This window comes from Rhizobium sp. Leaf321, assembly GCF_001423215.1.
In the GTDB taxonomy this organism is placed as follows: Bacteria; Pseudomonadota; Alphaproteobacteria; order Rhizobiales; family Rhizobiaceae; genus Neorhizobium; species Neorhizobium soli.
In genome coordinates this window covers 830,655-855,355 of the sequence record NZ_LMOF01000008.1, presented here as the reverse complement: position 1 = coordinate 855,355, position 24,701 = coordinate 830,655, and the positions used below count along the sequence as shown (strand labels likewise).

Genomic DNA, 24,701 nt, shown 5'->3' with positions numbered 1-24,701 from the left:
AAAAGGGGATTTGTCATGACGGGATCGCCGACAGTCACCGCCACAGAAATTGGTGCACGTCCCCATCCGCCCCTGCCCGGCGGCAATGCCGTGGTGTTCGAAAAGGTCTCGATGACCTTCCCGGATGGAACGGAAGCGCTCTCCGATGTCGACCTCGCCATCGGCCACGGCGAGTTCGTGTCGATCGTCGGTCCGTCCGGCTGCGGAAAATCGACGCTGCTGCGGATCGCGAGCGGCCTGTCGAGCCACAGTTCCGGCGATGTCTGGGTCGATCGGCAACAGCTCGGCTACACGTTCCAGGATGCGACCCTGCTGCCATGGCGGCGCGTGCAGGGGAATGTCGAACTGCTGATGGAGCTGCGCGGTTACCCGGCCGCCAAACGCCGCGAAATCGCGAAGGAAAAGATCGAGATGGTCGGCCTTTCCGGTTTCGAGGCCCATTATCCGCGCAGGCTTTCCGGCGGCATGCGGATGCGCGCCTCGCTGGCGCGGTCGCTCGCGCTCAATCCCAATGTCTTCATGTTCGACGAACCGTTCGGCGCGCTCGACGAGATCACCCGCGAACGCCTGAACGACGAGGTAATCGACCTCCACTGCCGCGAAGGTTTCACCGGCATTTTCGTCACCCACTCCATTCCCGAGGCCGTCTACATGTCGAGCAAGGTCGTGGTGATGTCGCGCCGGCCCGGCCGCATCATCGATACGTTCGACATCGGCTTTCCCTTCCCGCGCCAGCCGGACCTGCGTTACGAGCCGGAATTCTCGAAACTGTGCGGAGCGGTATCGCGTGCCCTTCGCCATGCCATAGAGGCCTGAGCGCCATGTCGGATCCTATTGTCGCCGCTTACAAATCGACGCCGCTGAAGGCGCAGGTCGAGCGCTACAGCCCCGTCCCGCTTGCACCGGCACCAAGCGTCGGCCGCCGCCTCGTCTTAAGCTTCGCACCGCCTCTCATCCTCGGCATCCTGATCGTCGCAGCCTACGCCCTGATCCGGGCCGACCTTCCAGCGCATCGCCAGTTCCTGATGCCGAGTGCGGAGGGCCTGTGGAGCCAGGCATTCGGCATTGCAGCCTTCCGCTCTGAGCTGCTGATGCGGGCGCTGACCACGATCTCCATCGCCATCACGGGACTTGCGGTGTCGATTCCCGTCGGCATCATGCTCGGCATCGTCATGTTCCGCGTCTATGCGCTGGAAAAAGCCGTCTTCCCCTATCTCGTGGCGCTGCAGTCGATCCCGATCATGGCGATCATTCCGCTGATCCAGAGCGCCCTCGGCTTCGGCTTTCTGCCCAAGGTGCTGATCGTCGCGCTCTTCACCTTCTTCGCCATTCCAACGACGCTGCTGCTCGGCCTCAAAAGCGTCGACCGCAACATTCTCGAACTTTTCAAGCTGCAGAATGCCTCCTGGTGGGTGATGCTGCGCAAGGCGGCGCTGCCATCTGCCGCGCCGACCCTGTTTGCGGGCCTGCGGATTTCCGGAAGTCTCGCCGTCATCGCCGCGATCGTCTCGGAACTGTTCTTCCTGTCCGGCAAGGGAGGTCTCGGTCAGCTGCTGATGAACGCCAAGATCGATTTCAAATACGAGCAGATGTATGCCGCACTGATCGTCGCCTCCGCCCTGTCGATCACCGTCTACCTGACCTTCAACTGGCTCGGGAACCGGCTGTTTGCGCATTGGCACGAATCGAGCGACAGGCAACGCTGACACCGCCGCTGAACTGACCTAGAAAAAAGCAATCAGGGGAACGAACATGACAAAAAAACTGACTGCCAGACTGACCACCGCCGTGGCGATCGCCACGTTCGCAACGGCTTTGCCTACAGCAAACAGTGCGACTGCCGGCGAGTTCGCCAAGACCCGCTACACGACGCCGCTCGCCGATGTCTGCCCCAGCCCGTTCATCATCCAGAAGGACTGGCTGGCCCAGGCCGAGCAAGGTCCCCTCTATCAGCTGATCGGCTCGGGCGGAGAGATGACGTCGGGACAATATACCGGCCCGCTCGGCTCGACCGGCATCGAGCTCACCATCCTCGAAGGTGGCGGCGGGCTTGGCATGGGCGATGGCGAGACCGCCTATTCGGCGCTCTACATGGGCAATTCCAAGGCCGGCGTCACGCCGCATCTCGGCTATCAGGAACTGGACAACGCCTTCATCTTCTCCAAGCGCTTCCCCGTTGTCGGCGTCATGGCGCCGCTCGATATCGCGCCAACGGTTCTCCTGTGGGACAAGGCCACCTATCCTGACGGCTTCAAGTCGATCGCCGATCTCAAGACCTTTGCAGAGAGCGGCAAGGGCAAGATCTACGTCTCGACCACCAAGCGCACCTTCGGTCTCTACCTCGTCGAGCAGGGCATTCCCGCAGACGTGTTCGTCGAGGGATATCGCGGCGACGGCGAGAATTTCGTCACCAACAACGGCACATGGCTGAACCAGGGTTTTGTCACCAGCGAGGTCTACAAGTTCGAGCACGGCAACAACTGGGGCAAGCCCATCGGCTACCTCGACATGAACGACCTCGGCTATCGCAACTACACCGGCATGCTCTCCGTCGCGACCGCGAGGATGGAAGAGCTCGCACCGTGCCTCGCAAAGCTCGTCCCGCTTCTGCAGCAGGCGACCGCCGACTATGCCAAGGATCCGGCCGAGGCGAACAAGGTGATCGTCGACTTCAACACTGCCGGGCACGCGGCAAGCTGGTGGAAGACCGCGCCGGAACTGATGGCCTATGCCGCAAAGACGATGGTCGACACCGGCATTATCGGCAACGGCCCCAACGCGACGATCGGCGATTTCGACATGGACCGTGTCACCGAGATGCTGAAACTGGTGAAGCCCCGTTTCGACGAGCGCGCCGATCCGGATGTGAAGCCGGATCAGGTCGTCACCAACCGCTTCATCGATCCCTCGATCGGTCTGAAATGAGCGTGACCACGCCCAAAACGCCCGCAACAGTGCTGGACGGCGAAGCCCTCGCCGCCCGGCTGCGGCGCGAGATGGCAGCAGAGGTTGCCGGTCTCCGCGCCCGGGGCATTGCGCCGAAGATGGTGACGGTGCTGGTGGGAGATGATCCAGCCAGCGCCACCTATATCGGCCGCAAGCATGCAGACTGCGTCGAGGTCGGTATCGAGGCCATCGACCTGCGCCTGCCCTCGGATACGACCAGCGAAGCGCTGCTCGAACGGATTGCCGCCGTCAATGCCGACCCCGCCATCCACGGGCAGATGGTGCAACTGCCGCTGCCGCCTGAGATCGACGAGACGGAGGTGATGACCGCCATCTCGCCGGCAAAGGATATCGACGGGCTTCACCCGCAAAATCTCGGTCTGCTGCTGTCGGGTAAGCCGAGCCTCCTGCCCTGTACCCCGGCCGCCATCCTCGCGCTTCTGCAGGACAATGCCGTTCCGCTTGCCGGACGCCGGGTCGCCATCATCGGCCGCGGCCAGCTCGTCGGGCGCCCGCTTGCCATGCTCCTCTCGGCCAAGGGAATCGATGCGACGGTGACCCTGCTGCATAGCGGCTCGCGGGATATCGCCGAGGACGTCAGGCGCGCCGATATCGTCATCGCCGCCCTTGGCCAGCCGGGTTTCGTCACCGCAGACATGGTCAAGCCCGGCGCAGCCGTCGTCGGCGTCGGCATCAGCTATGGCACAGATGGATCGATGGTCTCGGACGTCGCAGCCGATGTCGCCGAGGTCGCAGGCTGGGTGACCCCGCCGCAGGGTTCGGTCGGCGCGCTCACCCGTGCGATGCTCTTGCGCAACCTGCTGCAGATCGCCGCCGACTAGACTGGTTCACATCAGGAATTGGATATGCAGCCGGCCGTGATGCGGCGATGTCGAGACATGGGCTTCAACGCCGAATACGTCGGCGATCATCTTCTCGGTCAGAATATCGGTGGGCGAACCGCAGGCGACCAGGCGTCCTTCGGAAAGAACGGCGATCACATCGCAGAACCGGGCGGCGAGGTTGAGATCATGGATCGCGACGACCGTCGTCAGCGGCAGCTCCGAGACAAGCCGCAGGATGTCGATCTGGTGCTGGATGTCGAGATGGTTGGTCGGTTCGTCGAGGATCAGCACCGACGGCGACTGTGCGAGCGCCCGGGCCAACTGCACGCGCTGACGCTCGCCCCCCGACAGCGTATGCCAGAACTGCTCGCGGCGATCATCCAGCCCGACGCGGACCAGAGCCTCGGTCACGATCCGGTCGTCCTCTTGCGTCCAGGGCGACAGCGCCGACCGGTATGGCGTGCGTCCAAGCCGGACCACGTCGATGACGGTGACATTTGCTTCGGTTGCCGAATGCTGTTCGACAACGGAAACGCGCCGGGCGAGCTCGCGTCGTGCGAAACCGCTCATCGGCTTTCCGTCGAGCGTGACCTTGCCGGCGGCGGGCGCCCTCAGACCCGCCAGCAGTCGGATCAGTGACGACTTGCCGGAACCATTAGGCCCGATCAGCCCGAGCGTCCGGCCCTCATCGACCGAAACCGTGACGCCATCGAGGATGACCTTGCGTCCGGCAAGCCAGCGCACGGCAGTTGCGGCCAGGACCGGGGCGGATACGGGATCGGATGTCATGCGACCCTCCGTGCCCGATAGAGAATGACGCAAAAGAAGGGAACACCGACCAGCGCCGTCACCACCCCGATCGGCAGGATCTGCGGTGCGATGACGATGCGCGAGACGATATCGGCGAGCACCATGAACAACGCACCGATCAGCGCACAGGCAGGCAGAAGCCGGATATGGCCGGGACCGACGATAAACCGGGCCGCATGCGGAATGACAAGCCCGACAAAGCCGATCGCCCCCACCATGCTGACGATCGTCGCTGTCATCAGCGCCGTGACGAGCAGCAGCACCACGCGGACCCGTCGGACCGCGATGCCGAGCGACCGCGCCGCATCCTCGCCGAAGGTAAACGCATCGAGCGCCCGCGCATGCCAGATGCAGACGATGAGCCCGATGGTCACGACCGATGCGGCAAGCGTCACCTCCGGCCAGCGGACTCCTGCCAAGCTGCCGAGCAGCCAGAACATCACGCTGCGCGCCTGTTCGGCATTGGCAGACGTCGAGACGATGTAGGAGGTGAGCGCATTGAACAATTGCGAGGCGGCAACGCCGGCCAGAATGGTCCGGTCCGCCGTCTGGCGTCCGCTCGACAGCATCACCACGAAGACAAAGGCGATCAGCGCGCCGGCAAAGGCCCCGGCGGAAAGCGAGATCGCGCCCGCGCCAAAGCCGAGCAGCATGACGCTGACCGCACCGGTCGATGCTCCCGCCGAAATGCCGAGAACGTAGGGTTCGGCAAGCGAGTTCCTCAGCAAAGACTGCAGGATCGCCCCCGACAGCGCCAGCCCAGCGCCGCAAAATGCCGCGACCAGTGAGCGCGACAGGCGGTAATCCCATATCACCGCTTCCTGGATGCGCGGCAAGGCCACGGCCGTAAAGCCGAGCCGGTTCGTCACCGCCGCAATCGTCGTCCCCATGGGAATGGTCATCTCACCGATCGCCACACCGGCGACGATGGCGACGAGAAGCGCCGATAGCACCAGGAACACGCCTGCGGCACCCAGCGCCCAGCGTCCGATACGGGATCGCGTCACTTGGGGCGCCTGGGCAGGTCGGGCAAATTCGCCTCATCGACGATGGCGGAAACAGGGAAAGACATCATCTCCCGCCGCACCCTAGTTCGCAAGTCCGAAGGACTGGATGCCCCGGGCGAGTGTCTCGATGCCCTCGATCGTGCGGATGGTCGGGTTCATCGACTGGGCGTCCATCATCACGAAACGCTTCTTTCTCACCGCATCCAGCTGGCTGACGACGGGATCGGTTTCGAGGAACTTGATCTTCACCGCCGGATCGTCAGCGGCATAGCGGCGACGGTCCATGGTGGCGACGACGATGACGGACGGGTTGGCCTCAGCAATCGTTTCCCAGCCCACCAGCGGCCATTCTTCTTCCGTCGTCACTACATTGCGAGCGCCGATCGTTTGAAGGATGTAGGCCGGCGCGCTGTTCTTGCCGGCGATAAAGGCGTCGCCCTTGGTTTCCTTGCTGGAGTACCAGAAGACGATTGGCAGGTTCTTGATCTCCGCGCCCTTGATCGATGCGACGGCTGCGGCTTCGCGCTGTTTCAGGTCTGCGATCAGAGCGGTGCCCTTGTCCTCGACATCGAAGATCTTCGAGAGCTCTGAAATCTCGCGGTAGATCAGGTCCATCTTGAACAGTTCGTTGCGAACGCCATCGCCGCCGTCGGCATTGGTCTTCGCGACGCAATCGGCGGGCGAGACATAGGTGTTGATGCCGAGATCGGAAAACTGCTCGCGCTTGCCGACCGATCCCATCGGCCCGACATGCCACTCGAACTCGGCAGCGACCAGATCTGGTTCGAGACTGACGACCGATTCAAAGCTCGGGTCGTTGTCAGCAAGCCGTTTGATCTTCGCATCAACTCCGGCATAGGGCGCAAGCACCGGCCCGACCCAGACCGCGGTGCCCGCCACCTTGTCGGCCAACCCGAGCGAATAAAGCACTTCGGTCATGCCCTGACCGATCGAGACGATCTTCTCGGGCGCCTTGTCGAACGTGACGGGGCGACCGCAATTCTCGATCGTCAGCGGGTAGCTGCTCGGTGCTGCAAACGCCAATGTGGGAAGTGCCGCAACTAAGGCGGCGATAAGCCCTGATTTCATGTCCTGTCCTTTAATGATCGGAAAAAAGGGCAGGACGACCTGAAGCCGCATCGCGGCTCGACGTCGACATGGCGCACGAGCGCATTGCTTGCGTCATAATCATCTCCCTGCCGGAACCCCTCGTCCGGTGTTGGTTGTCCATGCCACGGCAGGTCTCCTGACTTGCGGCTCGAACGCCTTCCATCGCCTTCCCGATCGGATGATCAGTGGTATCGATGGCTGGCTCGCCGCTTACAGTTGCGAGGGCAGTCGCGGACTTGGCCCGAAAGCCTCACCGCATTCCCTTTTCATCTGCGATTGCAGAACCGTAGCGCCCCAACTGATAGGGAACACGCCGGTGCTTGTCCAGAGCGATCCCCGCGCGATCTCTGCCGTTGCCGAGCGTAATAGTATAACATACCAATTTACGCAACGGTCTATTTTGGATTGGTCGCGACCTTCGTGAGGCGCTCAATTCAGGGATGCTGTAGATTAAATTGCGATGACATCGCCCTCACCCTACTCCTGCCTCTTTGGCCTGACAGCGCTCTGGTCTATGACCGTGCGGACAGATAGCCTGCGGGGCGATTCGCCGTCCTTCTGGTATGGGACGACCGGAAGGAGCTGAAGGAGACGAAGATGACGGATATTAAGAGCGGCTTGACCGAATTGAAACCGCAGATAACCGTGATCGGTGTCGGAGGCGGTGGCGGTAACGCGATCAACAACATGATCACGGAAAATCTCCACGGCGTGGAATTCATCGCCGCCAATACGGATGCCCAGGTTCTGGCGACATCCAAGGCGTCGCGCCGCATACAGCTGGGTGCGCAGGTGACCGAAGGTCTCGGTGCTGGCTCGCTGCCGGATATCGGCCGCGCGGCCGCCGAAGAATCGATCGACGAGATCATGGATCATCTCGCTGGCTCGCACATGTGCTTCGTCACCGCCGGCATGGGCGGCGGAACCGGAACGGGCGCAGCCCCCGCGATTGCACGCGCGGCACGCTCTGCCGGCATCCTGACGGTTGCGGTTGTCACCAAGCCCTTTTCGTTCGAAGGGCATCGCCGCATGAAGACGGCAAACGAAGGCATCGAGGCCCTGCGTGAGGCCGCCGACACCGTCATCGTCATTCCGAACCAGAACCTGTTCCGCATTGCCGACGCCAAGACCAGCTTTGCCGACGCGTTTATGATCGCGGACCGCGTGCTGTTTTCCGGCGTCAGCTGCATCACCGACCTGATCGTCAAGGAAGGCCTGATCAACCTCGACTTCGCCGACGTGAAATCGGTGATGAAGGGCATGGGTCGTGCGATGATGGGAACCGGCGAAGCCTCCGGCGATGGCCGCGCGCTGATCGCTGCCGAAGCCGCTATCGCCAATCCGCTGCTCGACGACATCTCGATGAAGGGCGCCAAGGGCGTGCTCATCTCGATCTCAGGCGGTACCGACATGACACTGTTCGAAGTCGATGAAGCTGCGAGCCGCATCCGTGACGAAGTCGAAGCCGAGGCCGACATCGTCGTCGGCGCGATCTTCGACAAGAACCTCGACGGCAAGTTCCGCGTGTCGGTCGTCGCAACTGGCCTCAACGGCAACCAGCAGGGGTCTTCATCCCCGACTGCGCAGTACTAAGACCAGTCTCAGCAAATAAAAAAACGCTCCGTGGACATCCGCGGAGCGTTTTTTGTTTGTCGGATCCGAAGAAATCAGCTTCTCGGCTTGAGGTTCTCAGGATCGTAGAGCGGCTTGTAACCAACCGCTGCGACTTCCACCGGGAACGCCTCGTTGAAATAATCCACCGTCAGTTTCCGGCCGACCTGGCAATGCGACCAAGGCAGATAGGCGAGCGCGATATTCTTGCCGATGGTCGGGCCGTAGGCGATCGAGGTCGTATAGGAACGCCGTCCAAGGTCGTCGATTAGAACCTCGCCCGTGTCAGGATCCATCACCGGCAGCGAGCCGACCGGATAGCGGGCGACACCGGACGCATCGACATTGTCGGTCATCAAGAGCGTGCAGAGCATCGCCGGCTGATGGTCGCGGGCCTTGTATTCGAGATGCTTCGCCTTGCCGCAAAAATCGGCTTCCTTGACCTTTGGACGGGCAAGATCCGCTTCGATCAGGTTGTACTGGGTCAGGAGATCGCCGTTCTGCAGGCGCAGGCTCTTTTCCATGCGGCGTGAGTTGGCATAGGTCTCGACGCCAAAGGCCATCACGCCGGTGGCGCGCAGCGCGTCCCAGACGGCAACGCCGTCTTCGTATTTCATATGCAGTTCCCAGCCCTGCTCGCCCACATAGGAGATGCGGAACGCCGTGACATGCTTGCCGGCGATCTCGATAGGCTTGATCGCGGCGAAGGCGAAGTTCTCGACATTAAGACCATTGGGGTCGGCCACGACCTTCTTCAGCGTCTCGCGCGCGTTCGGGCCCCAGATGCCGATGGTGATGTACTTTTCCGAGACATCGGTAATCGTGACGTCGAGCCCGCGATCCTGCGCGACACGCTTCATGTAGAGCAGGTCACGCGGCCCTGCATCCGCGCCGTTGACGAGACGGCCGCGGTCAGCCAGACGGAAGACGGTGAAATCTGCCCGCACCATGCCCTCGTCGTCGAGGAAGTGGGTGTAGATACCCTTGCCGATATTGCCGTCGCCACCGATCTTGGCCGCACACAGCCATTCGAGCAGCTCGACATGGTCGGGCCCCTCGATATCGACCATGTGGAAATGCGACAGGTTGACGATGCCGCAATCCTCGCTCATCGCCAGATGCTCGGCATTCGACACGCGCCAGAAGTGGCGGCTGTCCCACTCGTTTTCGCGCTTCGGCACCCGGTCGCCGTATTTCTCCAGCAGATGCTCGTTGGCCGCGTAGCCGTGGGCACGCTCCCAGCCGCCGAGTTCCATGAAGTAACCGCCGAGTTCCTGTTCGCGGTCGTGGAACGGCGAACGCTTGGCGCCGCGGCCCGTCGCATAGGGTTCGCGCGGATGAACGGCCGGGAAATAGATCTTTTGGGCCGCCTCAAAGGTGCGCCCCTCGATGAACTCTTCCGTCAGCTGATGCGGATAGAAGCGCGCGTAATCAATCGAGTTGTGGTCGATCTCGGTGCGGCCGTCGGTCATCCAGTCGGCGATCAGCTTGCCATAGGCCGGGCCGTCCTTGACCCATATGGCAACGCAGTACCAGAGCCCGCGCACCTTCTGGCTTTCGCCGCAGGAGGCACCGCCGCCGGCCGACACCTGCAAGAGGCCGTTGAACGAATGCCCTTCGTTATAGCCGAGTTCGCCGAGGATCGGCGTCAGCTCGATCGCCTTTTCCAGCGGCTCGATGATCTGTTCCATGTCGAGATCGCGCTGCGACGGCGACAGCCGCGCTTCGTGCTTTTCAAGAATGTCGCGGGGATGACAGAGGCGCGGATGGGTGGTCTCGTAGTAACCCCACTCGATCTGACCACCCTCGGTCGTCTTCGGATCGCCGGTGTCGCGCATATAGGCCGAATTGCCCTGGTCGCGCAAAAGCGGATAGCCGATTTCCTTGCCGGTGCCTTCGAACTCGTTATAGGGCCCGAAAAAGGTCAGCGGATGATCGACCGGCATGACCGGCAGATCCTCGCCCGCCATTTCGGCAATCAGCCGGCCCCATATGCCGGCGCAGACGACGACATGGTCGGCCATGATCGTGCCGCGGTGGGTGACGACGCCCTTGATGCGGCCGCCCTCGATAATCAGAGACTGCGCCGCCGTATTGCCGAATACCTTGAGCTTTCCGGCTTTTTCGGCGGCGTCCACCAGCTTGCCGGCGACTGTCTGCGAGCGCGGAATGACGAGACCGGCATCTGGATCAAACAGACCGCCCTGCACCTGATCTTCCTCGATCAGCGGGAACATCGCCTTGATCTCGGACGGCGAGACGTAATGCGCCCGGGTGCCGAAGGCCTTGGCAGAGGTCAGCTTGCGCTTGATCTCTTCCATCCAGGCATCGTCGCCGGTGCGCGCGACTTCGAGACCGCCGATGCGGGCGTAGTGCCCCATCTTCTCGTAGAAATCCACCGAATACTGGGTGGTCCAGACCGACAGGTAGTCATGGCTGGTCGTGTAGCAGAAGTCCGAGGCATGCGCGGTCGACCCGATATCGGTCGGGACCCCAGACTTGTCGATGCCGACGATATCGTCCCAGCCGCGCTCGACGAGGTGGTGGGCGATGGACGCACCGACGATGCCACCGAGCCCGATGATGACGACCTTAGCCTTTTGCGGAAATTCTGCCATTGCATGCCCCAACCGAGTGAAGCCGCGATACTAGAGGGACAGACGCGACAGGTCACCTCAGATTACGACATCAAAAACTGTTGCAGCGCCACGCACGCCCGCAGAGGTATATGAGGAACTTCTTGGCCCCTTCTCCTGTTTAGCACTCGATAAAATGGTAACAGGGGCAATCACATGAAATTCAGAGCATTGAAGGCGGTGACCGCTGTCGGTCTTGCCTGCCTGATGCTGGCGGGCTGCGTCAGTGAAGGCGGCACCTACACCGAGTACCGTTCGTCCGATCGCTACGACCGGTTCAACCGTTACGACGGTTCGAACTACCGTTACCGTCATCACCGCGACCGCGATCGCCACCACGGCCGTCACGACGGCCGCCGGCCCGACCGTGACAGCGATCGCCCGCATCGGGACTGGAACCGCGGCGACCGCCCGGAGCGCCCGGAGCGCCCCGGCTACATCCGCGACGGCCGCAATGATCGGGGTGGTCGCGATGGCCGTGACCGTTCCAGCGGTCGTGGCGGACCGGATCGTTCAGACCGCGGCTCACGCGGCGATCGCGTCGTCGTCCCGCAGAGCTAAAGTGATCCGTCATCGACGTGATCTCGTACCATGTATGGCATAAACCAACGGAGGAACTATCCATGAGCATATTCAGCAAGATCAAGGACGCCATCTTCGGCCATCCTGCAGCAGCAGCACCGGCTTCGCCAACAGGCGCCGAGCCGACACCGACGTCCATGGCAACGCCAGAACCTGCTGCGACGACGGCCCCGCCGGTCGGCGGAACAGCCCAGGCTGCTCCGAAGACTGCAGGCGCACCGCCAGTCGCAACTCCAGGCTCGACCTCTGCCACGATGCAGACCGTCGATATCGCACCGGTCCTCGACGCAGCCGTCAAGAAGAGCGGCCAGAAGCTCGACTGGAAGCATTCGATCGTCGACCTGATGAAGGCCCTCGGCATGGACGCAAGCCTTTCGGAGCGCAAGGAACTGGCCGACGAACTCGGCTACACCGGCGACCAGAGCGATTCCGCCACGATGAACATGTGGCTGCACAAGGCGCTGCTGAAGAAGCTGTCCGAAAACGGCGGCAAGGTGCCTGCCGAACTTCTCGACTAATGGTTTCGGGCGCTCCACTGCGGGCGCCCGAACTTCTATCTCATGAAAACTGCTTGCGATTCCCGTCATCCGGACGGTTGAGACATGACGAAGGCCCGGCTGAGACCGGCTTCCGCGTCATGTCTCAGTAGGCGAGAGACGTACTCCAGAGAAAAATGTCCTGCTGGTCGGTATTCGTCAGTCGATCGGCATCAGTCTCCTCGACCTTCTGCGTCTCGAGCCGTGGCAATGCCGCGGCTTCTTCTTTTCGGTCACCGGCCAACTGCCTTGTCGATCCGAACAGATCGATCCCAAATATCGAAAAGCCGCCACCAATCATCACGCTCTCCATTCCTTCCCGATCTTTGATGTGTAATGTCGCGTCAGAGGGAGTCGTGAACAATATTGCCTGCGAGAACCCTGGACTAAATTTTGCCGCGCGAAGGGATAAACGTGCTCCGTTTCCGATGCCTAGGAAAAAGCCCGTTTTTGCAAGCGCAGCGCCTATCGATTTTTGATTCAACGACGTGCCGTGCGAGTTTAAGAGAGCGGCCGCGTCTAACCGAAGTGACTGACAGTGACAGCATCGAAGACGTCTGAACGGCCTGAACAAACACGATCTTCAATCGCCATTATCGGCGGCGGCGTGACCGGGGCAGCGGTCGCTTTCCATCTCGCGACGGGCCACAAGGCGGACGCCGTCGACATCACCATTTTCGAGCCGCGTGCCGAAATCGGCAGGGGCCTCGCGTACGATACGCGGGACCCGGTGCACCGGATCAACGTCCCGGCAACGCGAATGAGCATACTTCCTGGCGACCCCGAGCATTTTTCGAGATGGATGGAAACGACCGGCTCCGTTGCGGACGATGAGGCGGCATTTCGCGCCGATGGCAACGTGTTTCCGCGCCGGGGCATCTTCGGAAACTATGTCCTGTCCAACCTTCAACCTCTTTTGGCATCAGGAGCCGTCCGCCATATCTGCGCCGCGGTGAACGGCGTCGAAAAGCGGCACGACCAATGGCATGTCACCGATACCACCGGGCAGACGCTGGTTGCCGATATCCTGGTGATCGCTGCCACCCACCCTGCTCCGGTTGCCCCACGCTCCTTGAGACGACTGGCCGAGCATCCGCGCTATGTCGCGGACCCGACAGCGCCGAAAGCATTGGCGCCGATCCGGGCCGACGATCGGGTCCTCGTCGTCGGCAACGGGCTGACCTCCGCAGATGTCATCGCTTCGTTGAAGCGTTGCGGGCATAGCGGCAGCATTACCGCCCTCTCGCGCCGTGGCCTCCGCTCGCGCGGACACGCCACCTTCGCGCAGGAACCGTTCGGCGACTTTCTCGACCATCCCGCCACTAGCGCATCCGAGATCCTACACCGCGTGCGGGCCGCGATCAGGGAAGCACAGGCATATGGTCAGACCTGGCATGCGGTTCTCGACCAGTTGCGCTCGCAAGGCGGCGGCATCTGGAAGCATCTGCCGCTCGAGGCACGCCGCCGGATCGTGCGACACCTGCGTCCCTATTGGGACGTCCACCGCTTCCGGATTGCGCCGCAGGTGGAAGACGTGCTCGACGCGGAGGCGGCAGCCGGCAGGCTCGACATCCTCGCCGCAGGCATCGTCGACGTCAGCACCGACGGAGACATCATCGATGTCACCATCAAGCGGCGCGGGAAGAATGGTGTCGAAGTCCGCCAGTTCGATGCCGTCGCGGTCACGACCGGCCCGGCCCACGGCAACGTGCTGCAGAGCCAGCAATGGCTGCGGCAACTCGGCGATCACGGCTTTCTGCACCTCGATCCGACGGGGCTTGGTCTTTCCTGCAACGAGCAGTCCAACGCGATAGACGCGGATGGCAAGCCCGAACCAAGGCTCTTCATCGCCGGCCCGCTGGCACGCGGACATTTTGGCGAGTTGATGGGATTTCCGCAGGTTGCGGAACATGCGCTGCTCGTCGCCGATTCGATTGCAGCAAACCTCTGAGCTCACCGCCCTACGGAGCCGGCTGAGAGCCGGCCCCTTGGTTCGCTGAAATCAGCGGCCGGTGACCCGTATCGCGCCTGCTTCGCCAAAACTCTTCTGCACCGCCGCCATCTTGCTCTCAGTGATATCGGCAGAAACCTCGATCTCGCCCTCCAGCGGGCCATCGGTGCGCTCTCCGCCATCATGCGACGCATCGCCACCCGACGGCGCGGATCCGACCGTGTTGTCGGCACCGACGGACTGGATGAAGATATCCGGACGCGAGATACCGTGCTGCTGAACCAGATGTTCGACCGCAAGGTCTGCGGCCGCACGGGTGTCGAAAGTCGCTCGAATGGTTGTCGTGCTGTCGTCAGCCATGAAACTGTCTCCTGTTGATGATCACCAGAAGCAAACGCCTTCAAAGCCCGCTTGTTTCCCTCATGCACAGGAAGCTGGGCAGAGAGCTTGGATATTTGTCGCAAGACTGCTATGTTCTCTTTTTGTTTCTATCTTCCAGCAAATCCGCACGCCAGCATGAATGTCCCGGTTCCCATATCCACCCGCAAGATCATCCATGTCGACATGGATGCGTTCTATGCGTCCGTCGAGCAGCGCGACAATCCTGACCTGCGCGGCAAGCCGCTGGCGGTCGGCGGATCTGCGGCGCGCGGTGTGGTGGCGGCCGCAAGCTACGAGGCGCGCGCCTTCGGCGTTCACTCCGCCATGCCCTCCGTCACGGCCAAGCGCAAATGTCCGGACCTGATCTTCGTGCCGCCGCGCTTCGAGGTCTACAAGTCGGTGTCCCGGCAAATCCGGGAGATCTTTGCGGAATACACGCCGCTGATCGAACCGCTGTCTCTCGACGAGGCCTATCTCGACGTTACCGAGAACCTGAAAGGCATGGAGATCGCAACCGAGATCGCGCTGGAGATCCGTGCCAAGATCAAGCAGGTGACGGGCCTCAACGCATCGGCCGGCATTTCCTACAACAAGTTCCTCGCCAAGATGGCAAGCGATCTCAACAAGCCGAACGGCCAGGCCGTGATCACGCCGAAGAACGGTCCGGGCTTCGTGGAATCGCTGCCGGTCAAGAAATTCCACGGCGTCGGGCCCGCGACTGCCGAGCGGATGAAAAAATACGGCATCGAGACCGGCGCTGACCTCAAGTCGAAGTCGCTGCAGTTTCTCGCCGAGAGCTTCGGCAAATCCGGACCCTATTTCTACGGCATTGCCCGCGGCATCGACGAGCGCCAGGTGCGTCCCGACCGGATCCGCAAATCCGTCGGCGCCGAGGATACGTTTGTCGAGGATATCGACGCCCTCGACCTCGCCACGGCCGAACTGAAGCCGCTCGCCGAAAAGGTCTGGCGCCACTGCGAAGCGCATCGCATTTCGGGCAAGACCGTCACCGTGAAGATCAAATATTCCGACTTCACCCAGGCGACACGCAGCCGCACGGCGTCCCTCCCCTATGCAAGCGTCGCGGAAGTGCTGGCGGCGGCATCGGGGCTCCTGGCAACCGTCTATCCGTTCCGGCGTTCGGTAAGGCTGCTGGGTGTGTCCCTCTCGTCGCTGGTCGGCGCCGGGCCGGATGATGTGGAACAACCGCAGCTCGGTCTCGATTTATAATCGACAAGCACATCAAGAGCGCCGGGTAAGGACTTCGACATGAGCAATCCCACCATCCGCGTCATCGACCTCGAGACCGGCGGCAACGGACCGAACGACGTCTGCGAGATCGGCTGGCAGGATGTAACCCAAGGGGCAGACGGAAGATGGCAGGTCAACGAGGACCGCGGTGCGCTTCTGGTCAATCCCGGCCGTCCGATGTCGCCCGACACGATCGCGATCCATCACATCCTTGACAGCCATGTCGCCGACGCGCCGTTCTGGAAAGATATCGCACCGACTGTCCTGCGTCCCCCGCACCGCATCGAGGCGCTTGCCGCACACCGCGCCGCCTTCGAACAGCGATACTGCACGCCGAGGCTGACAGGTGGCCTGCCTTGGATCTGCACCTGGAAATGCAGCCTGCGGGTCTGGCCCGAACTGCCGCGCTTTTCCAACCAGATGCTGCGCTACCTGCGCATGCCCGAAGGCCTGATCCACGAGATCGGCCTGCCCGCCCATCGCGCCATGCCTGATGCCTATGTCACGGCGCACCACCTGCGCGATCTCCTGAACGAAGCATCACTCGAAGACCTCCTGGCCTGGAGCAGCGAGCCGGGTCTGCTGCCGCGCGTGCCGTCAGGAGCCGATCGCGGCAAGACCTGGGACCGGATCAGCGACGATGCGCTTCGCGACCTCGCGGAAGACCGGGATATCGATATCCGCTTCAGCGCCCGCACCGAATTGACGCGCCGCGGTGAACAACCACAGCCGCCCGTCGTTGAACCGCCGCAGGGGACGCTCCTGTAATCGGTATGGCGAAATCCAGGGTTGGACGATGAGTGAGGAAAAATATCCCGACACACCCGACGGCAAATACTTCGTCGTCCGCGGCAGGCTCTGGCGTCGAAGCAACCCGGCACTCGACGCCGAGACGCGTCAGCGGCTGGTCTCGGACCTGATGTCGGCACGCCGGGCCGTCCGCGATGCCAAAGGCAAACCCGACGCGATGGCCGAAGCGCGCCGGCGGGTCGACGATGCCAAGGTTCAGCTTGGCGAACGCGGCCCTGTCTGGTGGGATGACGGCGAGCCCGATCTCAACCGGCATATGGCCAAGAACACGCCCTATGCGGACTGGTTCGCGCAACTGAAGGATTGATATCGCAGGCCCGCATCCCAGATGTCGGCTTCAAAGACCCGTTCGAAACCTGGCCCGGAAGGTTCAATCCCCGTGAAGACGCTTCAGCCGCTGATCCTGACAGCCCGTATCACGGAAGGCGACAAAGCACCTTTCGATCTCTTGCGGAAAACCCATTTCCCGCCGGACCGGAATTTCCTCGATGCGCATCTGACGATGTTTCATCGGTTGCCGGGCGAATATACGGAGCGGATCGTCGAGCACCTCAAACGGGTCGCCGAGGCTGGGTCATCGATCAAAGCCGAGGTCAGCGGCGTCCGCCATCTCGGTGCGGGCGTCGCCTTCACGATCGACAGTGCCGCGCTTCAGGATGTGCGAGCCCGGTTGAAGGAGGTCTTCCTACCATGGCTCGGTCCGCAGGACATGCAGAAATGGCAACCGCATATCACGATCCAGAACAAGGTATCGAAGGACCGGGCCGACCGGCTGTATCAGGAGCTTCGTGCGACGTTTCAGCCTCACACCATCGAGATTACAGGTGTTGATCTGTGGAAATACCTCGATGGACCCTGGCAGCATGAAACCTCCGCGATATTTGCGGAAGATCGAGACGCCGTTGTTTCCGGTCGCGATCAAAGCGAGCGTGCCGGCGTCCAAAGCCATATCAAGGAATGAAAACTGATGCCCGGAGCGTTCAAATCTATCTTCGTCCTCGCCTTCGATCTCGATGAGAGAGGGCAGACCGTTCCGGCGTTCGCGGTAAGGGAAGCACAAGACGAGACGGCTGCGATCGATGAGGCCCGCAAACTCGGCGATCGACATGCCGGCGTGGTGGTCTGGAAGCGCGAGGCATCGCCAGCTATTGGTGAGGAAGGCGAACCGGTGGTTATCTTTCAAACCGGAACGATCGGAGATTTCAACTGAGACGCCGGCCCGTCTATGCGGGCCGCAGAAGAATGGCGGACGGTTGCCCGTCCGCCATGAAGGTTACATCTGAACCTTGGCATTGTCGCCCATGTCGGGCTTCGAACTGGAAACGGCGGCTGCTGCCATCTTGATGTAGCTGATGACGGTGCCAGGGCTATCCCAGTATTCCGCTGCTGACGGCGTGATCTTCAGGACGCGGATCGAAGGATCCTCGGGGCTGTCCCACCAGGCCTTTGCCGGTGTCGCCCAGAGGTCGCGGATCTTCTCGCGATCGTCCTGCACTTCTGCCGTCGCCGAAATGGACACGTATTTCTGGCCCTTGGAATCGGCAAACGCCAGGCAAACGTTCGGGTAGCGCGCGATTTCCTCGTCCTTGTGGCTTGCCACATCCGTCAGAAAGTAGAACGCATTCTCAAGACGCTCGGCATAAGCCGCCATCGGCCGGGCCCGCAGATCCGTACCCGACTGGGTCGTGAGCATGCAAAATCCGATCTTCTCCGCAAGGTCCCAGACCTTCTCGTGTTCGTCTTCGATGTGAGCCATGCGATTTCTCCTTTTGATGACGCGGGTCAACTGGCGAGCTTGGCTTCTGTTCCAGACCCGCCGATATCTTGCACCGGAAACGTGCAGCGGCAGGAACAGGATGACCGGGACGCCGTTAATCTAACTCAAGGTCCGATCTTACGAGCGCTTGCGACAGCGCTTGAGCGGGGTCGCGGCGACTTGGCAGACGATTGACGCAACGGGAAGGAACCGGTTCATGACCGATCAGGAAACCTCGACCAAGAAACTCGCGATGAAATATCTCGAACTCGGCGGCACGCGCCGTGCAAAGCTCGACGACAATATCGCCGACGTCCGCAAGTGGGATGACGAACCGGCCGAGGCAGACGAGTTCTGGAAGACGCAGATCGAACCGCTCGAAGCCGCGCGCCTGCGAGAAGTCGAAACCCATCTGCCGACCATCAACTCCGACTGACGACGCCTACCCAATACCGTGGAGTTCGGGCATAGTGCGATGAAGAAGCGACCTACACGCGCGTATCTCGGATATGTCAGACATGGCCGGCACTGAAACCAGTCTTCTCGCATCGCTGCCGAACGGGTTCCGTGCGGCAGTGATCGGGGCAAGCGGCGGTATCGGTTCCGCGATCTGCGAGTGTCTGCAAAACGAGCCGCATCTCGGCGAACTGATCGCCTTTTCCCGCAGCCGCGACGGTCTGGACTTCGCCGACGAGACGAGCGTGGCGGACGCTGCAGGCTCGATCTCGGCAAAGCCGATCCACCTCCTCATTTGCGCCACCGGCATCCTGACGACCGATGGCCGCGGCCCGGAAAAGTCTCTGCGGCAGCTCGATCCCGAAACGATGATGGCCCAGTTCCGCACCAACGCCGTCGGCCCCGCCCTTGTCGCGAAACACTTTCTCCCACTGTTTGATCGCGAAACCCGCTCGATCGCCGCATTCCTGTCGGCCCGTGTCGGATCGATCGGCGACAACCGCCTCGGAGGCTGGGTGTCCTACAGATCCGCCAAGGCGGCGCTCAACCAGATTGTCCGCACCGTTTCAATCGAATATGGCCGCACCCATCCGGCAGCGGTCGTCACCGCCATTCATCCGGGGACGGTTCGCACGGGTCTATCAGACCCCTATTCACGCGGTCACAACACGGTCAGCCCGGAACAGGCGGCAGCGTCGATCCTCTCAACGCTTAACAGCCTCGCCCCGGAGAATTCCGGCTCCTTCGTCGCCTATGATGGAAGCGGTATTCCCTGGTGAGATAGAGCGGTCAGGGTTTAGCTGACGCCGCGCGCTCCGCGACGCGCCGCCGGATTCTTGCGGCCATAGCCGGATCGACCGGATTGTAGACCATCATGCCGAGATCCGGCCGACCGTCGACGGAGAATGCGGAATATTCCAGCTCGACCGTGCCGAGATCCGGATGTTCGATCCGCTTCAGGCCGTCGCTCTGGAGCCTTACGTCGTTTTCACCCCAGAATGCCGCAAATTCCGGACTGGACTTCGAGAGCTCGTCGACGAGATCCGAAACCTCCGACATCGCACCGGCCCGTGCGGCATCGGCGCGAAAGGCGCCGACGACAAACCGGGCGAGCCCTTCCCAGTCATGTTGCTTGGCGCGGAGCAACGGGCTCGAGAAAATCTGTCGCAGGAGGTTTCGCTGGCCTTCGGGCAGTTTCCCGTAGTCGGTCAGAACCACGGCCGCCGCCGCATTCCACGCCACCACATCCCACGTTGCGGTCTTGATGAAAGCTGGGCTCGCATCGAGCGTATCCAGCAAACGCTGGAGCCTGGGCGTAATTCCCTCCGTGGACTTGTAGCGAACCTCCGGCGGCCGTCCGAGACCGAGCATGAAAAGGTGTTCGCGTTCCGGCTCCGTCAGCATCAACCCGGAAGCGATCCGGTTCAGGACGTCAGCCGAGGGCGCGCCGCCGCGGCCCTGCTCGAGCCACGTGTACCAAGTCGGGCTGATATTGGCGCGTTGAGCAACCTCCTCCCGGCGAAGCCCCGGCGTCCGCCGTCTTCCCGAAAACCCGAAGGCACCAGGGTCGAGCCTCGTGCGGCGGTCTTTCAGAAACGCTGCCAATGAATTCGGCGTGTTGTCCGGCATCGATACCCTGTTAGCAATTATACCCTGATACGGTTACTACTTTAACGGAATAACAGGAGAGCAGATAGTCCCGGTGTAAAAGCAACTGGAGAATGACAATGCGTATATTCCTGACCGGAGCCACGGGCTTCATCGGCTCGGCACTGGTTCCTGAACTTCTCAACGCGGGCCACGAAGTCATCGGCATGACCCGCTCGCAGGCAGGCGCCGAAAAGCTGATCGCATCAGGGGTCGAGCCACATCTGGCGACGCTCGAAGACCTCGAAAGCATCGAACGTGGCGCCCGGAACGCGGATGCCGTCATCCATACGGCTTTCGATCACTACTTCGAACGGTTCGCCGAGAATTGCGAACAGGACCGGCGGGTCATCGAAGCGCTGGGATCAGCCCTTACCGGCTCCGACCGCCCGCTGCTGAGCACCTCGAGCATCGCGATGGGCGCGCGCGGTAAAGGCGAGCTCGCTGTCGAAGACGTCTTCGATACGGATCACCCAAACCCGCGCATTGCTTCTGAGCGCGCTGGAAACCGGCTTCTGGACGGAGGGATCAACGTCTCCGTGCTCCGTCTGCCGCAGGTCCACAACACGTTCAAGCAGGGCCTCATCTCGCCGCTCCTCGACATTGCCAGAGCAAAAGGCGTTTCAGCTTACGTGGGGGACGGAACGAACCGCTGGTCGGCCGGTCACCTTAACGATGTTGCGCGCCTCTACCGCCTTGCCATCGAGAAAGCGGAACCCGGTGCGCGCTATCACGCGGTCGGCGAAGAAGGCGTGGAGATGCGCCTTATCGCGGAAGCGCTGGGTCGCGGCTTGAATGTCCCTGTTGTTTCCATCTCAGCCGACGAGGCTTCGGAGCATTTTGGCGCGATGGCACGGTTCGTCGGTCTGGACATGAGGGCGTCGAGCGCGAAGACACAAGCAAAGCTCGACTGGCACCCGACCGGCCCGACGCTGATCTCCGACCTCGATGCGATGGTCTATTGATGGACTAGCCCGCAAAGCGCGCCGGCGCCTCACTGGATGAGGAGGACTGCAAGCGACAGGGCGAGCGCCGGAAGCATGACGACGGCGCCCAGCTTGAGAAAGCTCAGGGCGCCGATGTGCAACCCTTCGCGCTTCAGCGCCGTCAGCCACAGAATGGTCGCGAGCGACCCGGTGACCGAAAGGTTGGGGCCGAGATCGACGCCGATCAGCACCGCGCCGGCAATCTTGTCGGACACATGCGCCAGCTCCACGGCGCTTCCGGCAACAAGGCCGGCCGGCAGATTGTTGACGAGATTGGAGCCGAGCGCCACAACCGTGCCGGCGAACGCTGCCGTCTGGGCGGGATAAAGCGAGGCATTCTGGGTCAGCTGATGTGCCAATGCATCGATCAGGCCCGTCCGGTTCAGTGCCTCGACCACGACGAACAGGCCGGCCACCAACGGCAGCACGCTCCAGGACACGCCCTTCAGCGTTTCGACAGGGCTCTGTCGGGTGATCGCGAGAACAGCCGCCGTCGCGATGCAGCCGGCCACAAAGGTGGGCAACCCAAGATCGAAATGCAGTGCCGATGCGCCGAGCAGCAGGACCGCCGTCGCGCACAAGGCAATCCCCGTCAGCCTTGCGCTATGCGACAGCGGCACGCTTTCAACCACGGGGGACACGCTGTCGGCGGCGAGGATCGAGCGCTGCGTCCAGTAAAGCGCAATAAACGTGACGACGATTGCGGCAATCGAGGGAAGACCGAACGTAGCGAGCCACAGCGACAGAGGCGGCATCGTTCCGCCGCCAAAGATCACCAGATTGGCCGGGTTGGAGATGGGTAGCACGAAGCTTGCGGCATTGGCGATGAAGGCGCAGATGAGAAGATACGGCATCGGATCCTTCACCTTTGCCGTGCGGCACGCCGCATAGACGGCAGGCGTCAGCACGACCGCGGTCGCATCGTTCGAAAGGAACGCGGTGACGACGATGCCGACCCCATAGATCAGGACGAACAATCGCTTCGGCGAGCCTTTTGCATAGGCGGTCGCAATCGATGCCAGCCAGTCGAACAGCCCTTCCCGTCTGGCAAGTTCCGATAAGAGCATCATGCCGATCAGGAACAAGTAGACGTCGAGCCCCTTGGCAACACCGGCCCAGGCATCCCAGGGGGCGATCAGGCCGAACATCAAAAGGAGCGATGCGCCAAGCACGGCCCATATCGCTTCCGGCCAGGCAAACGGCCGGGTAATGACGCCGAGCGCTGTCAGGCCGGCGATGCTCCAGGTCATGGTCAATGCGTTCATGGATGGTCCAACCGAAACGATTATGGTGCGACAGGGATCTCGCGATCGTCTCCTGCCTTGTTCGCACCTTTTTGGGAAGGGGCAATGCTCTTGCGCCCGGCGAGAAAGGCCGCAACCGCCAGCGCTGCAACGCCGCCATGCACCCAGTAGGCGAGCGCATAGCCGCCGACATTCGTCAGCCAGCCGGCGACGACGTTGCTCAGCGATGCGCCGATGCCCTGAACGGTCATGACCGCAGCCAGTCCGACATTGAAACGACCGGTCCCCGCAAGGATCCGTTCTGCAGCAATCGGGGTCGCGATACCGATCAGGCCTGCGCCAACTCCATCGAGGATCTGCACCGGATAGATCACAGCGAAATTGCTGAAGGAGCCTGCGATCGCACCGCGGATCGGCAATGCAAGCAGCGCGATGAGGAAGACCGTCGCCAGCCCGAACCGCCGGATCAGGAAAGGCGCCGCTAAAGCCATGACGATCATCGACAGCTGCGACACGCCGGTCGTCACCGCCGTCGTCTGAAACGGCGTCCCGAGATGGATCGAGAAGTCCTGGGCAATGAGGCGGCTGATCGGCGCGTTGCCGAAGTGGAAGATCATCAGCGTCACGGCAAGCAGGATCAGCCCCTTGCTGCCCACTAGGACGGAATAGCCGGAGGGACCCGGCGCTCCATCGTCATGCGCCAGACCGCGCGCCGCGTTGTGATTGATCCGCTCCGGGTCGATCGCAAGCGCTGCCAGAATGGCGGCGACCGCCGTGACGATCATCAATCCGATGACACCGCTGACGCCGAAGTAGACCGTCGCTAAATAGATGCCGGCGAGCGAGACGACGTTGCCGAGATGGTTCCAGAATTCGTTTCGCGACACCTGACGGGAAAACGCCTTTTCGCCGACAAGGCCAAGCGTCAGCCCCATCAGCGCCGGACCGACGACGGCGCCAACGATGGCGGTTGCCGACTGGCCGCCGAACACCGATGCGTTTCCGGGGCTGGCAAGCGTCCACAAGGCTGCCGCCGTCACCAGGATCACCGGGATGATGATGAGCGTGCGTTTATGCTTGGAGGCATCCACCCACGCCCCAAACAGCGGCGTGGCGATCATTCCGAGTACACCGCCAAGCGTGGCGATGAAGCCAAGCGTCATCGGCGACCACCCGTGGGTGGCCAGAAACCCGTCGAGAAACGGTCCAAGCCCGTCGCGGGCGTCGGCGAGAAAGAAGTTGAGGACGGCAAGTGCCACCAGGGATCGATCAGTCAGGCCTGTCTGTAGGGTGGATCGCATGCCAGCCTCGCTTCATCATGCTACATGCTTGAAAATTGTGGCGTCCAACGCCGGTGGCGGACGCGGGGTTCCAGCGTGCCCGAAAGAAGATCGGGCAACGCTTTCCCGTTACAACCCTGCCGTCAGGGCTCCGCCACCAAGTTTTGCAACCAGGGCTTTACCCTTTTGGCGCAGGGGGTGTCGGCATATCACCGCGCGGACCGTCATACGGAGGGCCGCCGGCCGGGCCATGAGGCGGAGGGCCACCAGCTGGTCCGTGACGCGGAGGGCCGCCGGCCGGGCCGAGCGCTTCCATGCTGCCGTCCTGGCGAACGATATAGGTCGCGTGCAGGAAGCCGTTGTCGAAGCGACCCTGGACGCTGACGGCTTCGTTGAGATCGACAAGCTTGCCGTCGTCACCCGATGGCCCGGTTTCAACCAGTGCCCGTCCGCTGTCGTCCTGAACGACGAACTTGTTGCCGAATACCTCGGCTACCGTCCCCTTAACCGTCACCAGGCTGTCCTCCTTGACGGCGGAGATGGCGACCGGGTTCATGGGCGCAAGCTCGACGCTCTGCCCGGTCAGCTTCATTGCGCCGGCTCCGGCTGCGGCCCCGATGGCAAGGATCGCCAAGGCCGTGACGCCGAAGGTTGCCATGCGCCCGTTGCCGGTCTTGTGCGGGGGCTTGGGTGCATGCGGCTTGTCGGCCGAACCATCCTTCTGATCGACGGTCGTGTTGTTGTCCGAAATTGACATGGTCTTCTCCTGTTTTGGTATGCCAGGAGAGATTTATCAGCCGACGACCGATAACAGCCTGAACCTTGTGGTTCAGTTTGAGTTAAGCCTTGCCGCCAT

Annotated in this window: 27 protein-coding genes and 1 riboswitch; of the genes, 16 read left to right on the top strand and 11 right to left on the bottom strand. The window is 62.1% G+C overall.

Going from position 1 to position 24,701, the window contains the following annotated elements; all coding sequences use genetic code 11:
- Nucleotides 1-15 precede the first annotated feature (15 nt).
- Genes ASF70_RS21210 through ASF70_RS21195 form a run of 4 tightly spaced genes read left to right on the top strand, consistent with a single transcriptional unit; the run spans nucleotide 16 to nucleotide 3,788 of the window.
- Nucleotides 16-816 carry an ABC transporter ATP-binding protein gene (locus ASF70_RS21210; RefSeq protein WP_165699876.1) on the top strand — a complete coding sequence of 267 codons (801 nt, stop codon included), beginning with the start codon at nucleotides 16-18 and terminating at the stop codon, nucleotides 814-816.
- 5 nt (nucleotides 817-821) lie between these two features.
- Nucleotides 822-1,706, top strand: coding sequence for an ABC transporter permease subunit (locus ASF70_RS21205; RefSeq protein ID WP_062582561.1), 885 nt, complete (start codon nucleotides 822-824; stop codon nucleotides 1,704-1,706).
- Nucleotides 1,707-1,752: 46 nt separating this feature from the next.
- Nucleotides 1,753-2,925: a hypothetical protein gene (locus ASF70_RS21200; protein ID WP_062582560.1), complete on the top strand. Its 1,173-nt coding sequence runs from the start codon at nucleotides 1,753-1,755 to the stop codon at nucleotides 2,923-2,925.
- 2 nt (nucleotides 2,926-2,927) lie between these two features.
- Nucleotides 2,928-3,788, top strand: coding sequence for a tetrahydrofolate dehydrogenase/cyclohydrolase catalytic domain-containing protein (locus tag ASF70_RS21195; RefSeq protein ID WP_200943568.1), 861 nt, complete (start codon nucleotides 2,928-2,930; stop codon nucleotides 3,786-3,788).
- 6 nt (nucleotides 3,789-3,794) lie between these two features.
- Here the strand turns inward: ASF70_RS21195 and ASF70_RS21190 are convergent, their stop codons facing one another.
- The 3 genes from ASF70_RS21190 to ASF70_RS21180 form a co-directional block, all read right to left on the bottom strand.
- Entirely contained in the window at nucleotides 3,795-4,580 is a 786-nt protein-coding gene (locus ASF70_RS21190; protein ID WP_062582556.1) for an ABC transporter ATP-binding protein, read from the bottom strand.
- Nucleotides 4,577-5,608: an iron ABC transporter permease gene (locus tag ASF70_RS21185; protein ID WP_062582554.1), complete on the bottom strand. Its 1,032-nt coding sequence runs from the start codon at nucleotides 5,606-5,608 to the stop codon at nucleotides 4,577-4,579. Before ASF70_RS21185 ends, ASF70_RS21190 begins: the two co-directional genes overlap by 4 nt.
- An 81-nt stretch (nucleotides 5,609-5,689) precedes the next feature.
- Nucleotides 5,690-6,697, bottom strand: a complete 1,008-nt coding sequence (locus tag ASF70_RS21180; protein WP_062583147.1) for an ABC transporter substrate-binding protein — start codon at nucleotides 6,695-6,697, stop codon at nucleotides 5,690-5,692.
- A gap of 129 nt (nucleotides 6,698-6,826) precedes the next feature.
- A riboswitch (cobalamin riboswitch) is annotated at nucleotides 6,827-7,022 on the bottom strand.
- A 293-nt stretch (nucleotides 7,023-7,315) separates the two neighbouring features.
- Here ASF70_RS21180 and ftsZ point away from each other — a divergent pair.
- Nucleotides 7,316-8,311, top strand: a complete 996-nt coding sequence (ftsZ, locus tag ASF70_RS21175; RefSeq protein ID WP_062455086.1) for a cell division protein FtsZ — start codon at nucleotides 7,316-7,318, stop codon at nucleotides 8,309-8,311.
- 74 nt (nucleotides 8,312-8,385) lie between these two features.
- Here the strand turns inward: ftsZ and ASF70_RS21170 are convergent, their stop codons facing one another.
- On the bottom strand, nucleotides 8,386-10,947 hold the full coding sequence (locus ASF70_RS21170) for an FAD-dependent oxidoreductase (RefSeq protein WP_062582552.1): 2,562 nt from the start codon (nucleotides 10,945-10,947) through the stop codon (nucleotides 8,386-8,388).
- A gap of 174 nt (nucleotides 10,948-11,121) precedes the next feature.
- On the opposite strand from ASF70_RS21170, the gene ASF70_RS21165 reads away from it, so the two are divergent.
- Together ASF70_RS21165 and ASF70_RS21160 are read left to right on the top strand one after the other, a co-directional pair.
- Nucleotides 11,122-11,526 carry a hypothetical protein gene (locus ASF70_RS21165; RefSeq protein ID WP_156461903.1) on the top strand — a complete coding sequence of 135 codons (405 nt, stop codon included), beginning with the start codon at nucleotides 11,122-11,124 and terminating at the stop codon, nucleotides 11,524-11,526.
- A gap of 62 nt (nucleotides 11,527-11,588) precedes the next feature.
- Complete coding sequence (locus ASF70_RS21160; protein ID WP_062455081.1) at nucleotides 11,589-12,065, top strand: DUF3597 domain-containing protein; 477 nt, start codon at nucleotides 11,589-11,591, stop codon at nucleotides 12,063-12,065.
- A gap of 124 nt (nucleotides 12,066-12,189) precedes the next feature.
- Here the strand turns inward: ASF70_RS21160 and ASF70_RS24110 are convergent, their stop codons facing one another.
- On the bottom strand, nucleotides 12,190-12,567 hold the full coding sequence (locus tag ASF70_RS24110; protein WP_156461902.1) for a hypothetical protein: 378 nt from the start codon (nucleotides 12,565-12,567) through the stop codon (nucleotides 12,190-12,192).
- 54 nt (nucleotides 12,568-12,621) lie between these two features.
- Between ASF70_RS24110 and ASF70_RS21150 the strand changes: the two genes are divergently transcribed.
- The gene (locus ASF70_RS21150) at nucleotides 12,622-14,034 is read left to right on the top strand and encodes an FAD/NAD(P)-binding protein (protein ID WP_156461901.1); all 1,413 of its coding nucleotides are present in this window, start codon (nucleotides 12,622-12,624) and stop codon (nucleotides 14,032-14,034) included.
- A 51-nt stretch (nucleotides 14,035-14,085) separates the two neighbouring features.
- On the opposite strand, the gene ASF70_RS21145 is transcribed toward ASF70_RS21150, so the two are convergent.
- Entirely contained in the window at nucleotides 14,086-14,394 is a 309-nt protein-coding gene (locus ASF70_RS21145; RefSeq protein WP_062455075.1) for a hypothetical protein, read from the bottom strand.
- Between the two features lie 156 nt (nucleotides 14,395-14,550).
- On the opposite strand from ASF70_RS21145, the gene dinB reads away from it, so the two are divergent.
- From dinB to ASF70_RS21120, 5 genes are all read left to right on the top strand, one after another.
- Nucleotides 14,551-15,645 (top strand): DNA polymerase IV, encoded by a 1,095-nt coding sequence (gene dinB / locus ASF70_RS21140; protein WP_062583144.1) that lies wholly within the window; start codon nucleotides 14,551-14,553, stop codon nucleotides 15,643-15,645.
- 39 nt (nucleotides 15,646-15,684) lie between these two features.
- Entirely contained in the window at nucleotides 15,685-16,434 is a 750-nt protein-coding gene (locus ASF70_RS21135) for a DNA polymerase III subunit epsilon (protein ID WP_062582546.1), read from the top strand.
- Nucleotides 16,435-16,462: 28 nt separating this feature from the next.
- Nucleotides 16,463-16,783, top strand: a complete 321-nt coding sequence (locus tag ASF70_RS21130; protein WP_062582544.1) for a hypothetical protein — start codon at nucleotides 16,463-16,465, stop codon at nucleotides 16,781-16,783.
- Nucleotides 16,784-16,855: 72 nt separating this feature from the next.
- On the top strand, nucleotides 16,856-17,437 hold the full coding sequence (locus ASF70_RS21125) for a 2'-5' RNA ligase family protein (RefSeq protein WP_082472044.1): 582 nt from the start codon (nucleotides 16,856-16,858) through the stop codon (nucleotides 17,435-17,437).
- A gap of 6 nt (nucleotides 17,438-17,443) precedes the next feature.
- The gene (locus tag ASF70_RS21120; protein WP_062582542.1) at nucleotides 17,444-17,686 is read left to right on the top strand and encodes a hypothetical protein; all 243 of its coding nucleotides are present in this window, start codon (nucleotides 17,444-17,446) and stop codon (nucleotides 17,684-17,686) included.
- Nucleotides 17,687-17,749: 63 nt separating this feature from the next.
- On the opposite strand, the gene ASF70_RS21115 is transcribed toward ASF70_RS21120, so the two are convergent.
- Entirely contained in the window at nucleotides 17,750-18,232 is a 483-nt protein-coding gene (locus ASF70_RS21115; RefSeq protein WP_062582540.1) for a pyridoxamine 5'-phosphate oxidase family protein, read from the bottom strand.
- 217 nt (nucleotides 18,233-18,449) lie between these two features.
- Between ASF70_RS21115 and ASF70_RS21110 the strand changes: the two genes are divergently transcribed.
- Together ASF70_RS21110 and ASF70_RS21105 are read left to right on the top strand one after the other, a co-directional pair.
- Complete coding sequence (locus tag ASF70_RS21110; protein WP_062455061.1) at nucleotides 18,450-18,668, top strand: hypothetical protein; 219 nt, start codon at nucleotides 18,450-18,452, stop codon at nucleotides 18,666-18,668.
- Nucleotides 18,669-18,750: 82 nt separating this feature from the next.
- Nucleotides 18,751-19,467, top strand: coding sequence for an SDR family oxidoreductase (locus tag ASF70_RS21105; RefSeq protein WP_244474097.1), 717 nt, complete (start codon nucleotides 18,751-18,753; stop codon nucleotides 19,465-19,467).
- Between the two features lie 10 nt (nucleotides 19,468-19,477).
- Here the strand turns inward: ASF70_RS21105 and ASF70_RS21100 are convergent, their stop codons facing one another.
- Nucleotides 19,478-20,317, bottom strand: coding sequence for a helix-turn-helix transcriptional regulator (locus ASF70_RS21100; RefSeq protein WP_062582537.1), 840 nt, complete (start codon nucleotides 20,315-20,317; stop codon nucleotides 19,478-19,480).
- Between the two features lie 98 nt (nucleotides 20,318-20,415).
- On the opposite strand from ASF70_RS21100, the gene ASF70_RS21095 reads away from it, so the two are divergent.
- Nucleotides 20,416-21,300: an SDR family oxidoreductase gene (locus ASF70_RS21095; protein ID WP_062582534.1), complete on the top strand. Its 885-nt coding sequence runs from the start codon at nucleotides 20,416-20,418 to the stop codon at nucleotides 21,298-21,300.
- A gap of 29 nt (nucleotides 21,301-21,329) precedes the next feature.
- Here ASF70_RS21095 and ASF70_RS21090 read toward each other — a convergent pair whose 3' ends face one another.
- The 3 genes from ASF70_RS21090 to ASF70_RS24690 all read right to left on the bottom strand — a co-directional run bounded on the left by ASF70_RS21090 (nucleotide 21,330) and on the right by ASF70_RS24690 (nucleotide 24,602).
- Entirely contained in the window at nucleotides 21,330-22,586 is a 1,257-nt protein-coding gene (locus tag ASF70_RS21090; protein ID WP_062582532.1) for an arsenic transporter, read from the bottom strand.
- Between the two features lie 20 nt (nucleotides 22,587-22,606).
- Complete coding sequence (locus ASF70_RS21085; RefSeq protein ID WP_062582530.1) at nucleotides 22,607-23,866, bottom strand: MFS transporter; 1,260 nt, start codon at nucleotides 23,864-23,866, stop codon at nucleotides 22,607-22,609.
- Nucleotides 23,867-24,023: 157 nt separating this feature from the next.
- The gene (locus ASF70_RS24690) at nucleotides 24,024-24,602 is read right to left on the bottom strand and encodes a hypothetical protein (protein WP_062582528.1); all 579 of its coding nucleotides are present in this window, start codon (nucleotides 24,600-24,602) and stop codon (nucleotides 24,024-24,026) included.
- Nucleotides 24,603-24,701 lie beyond the last annotated feature (99 nt).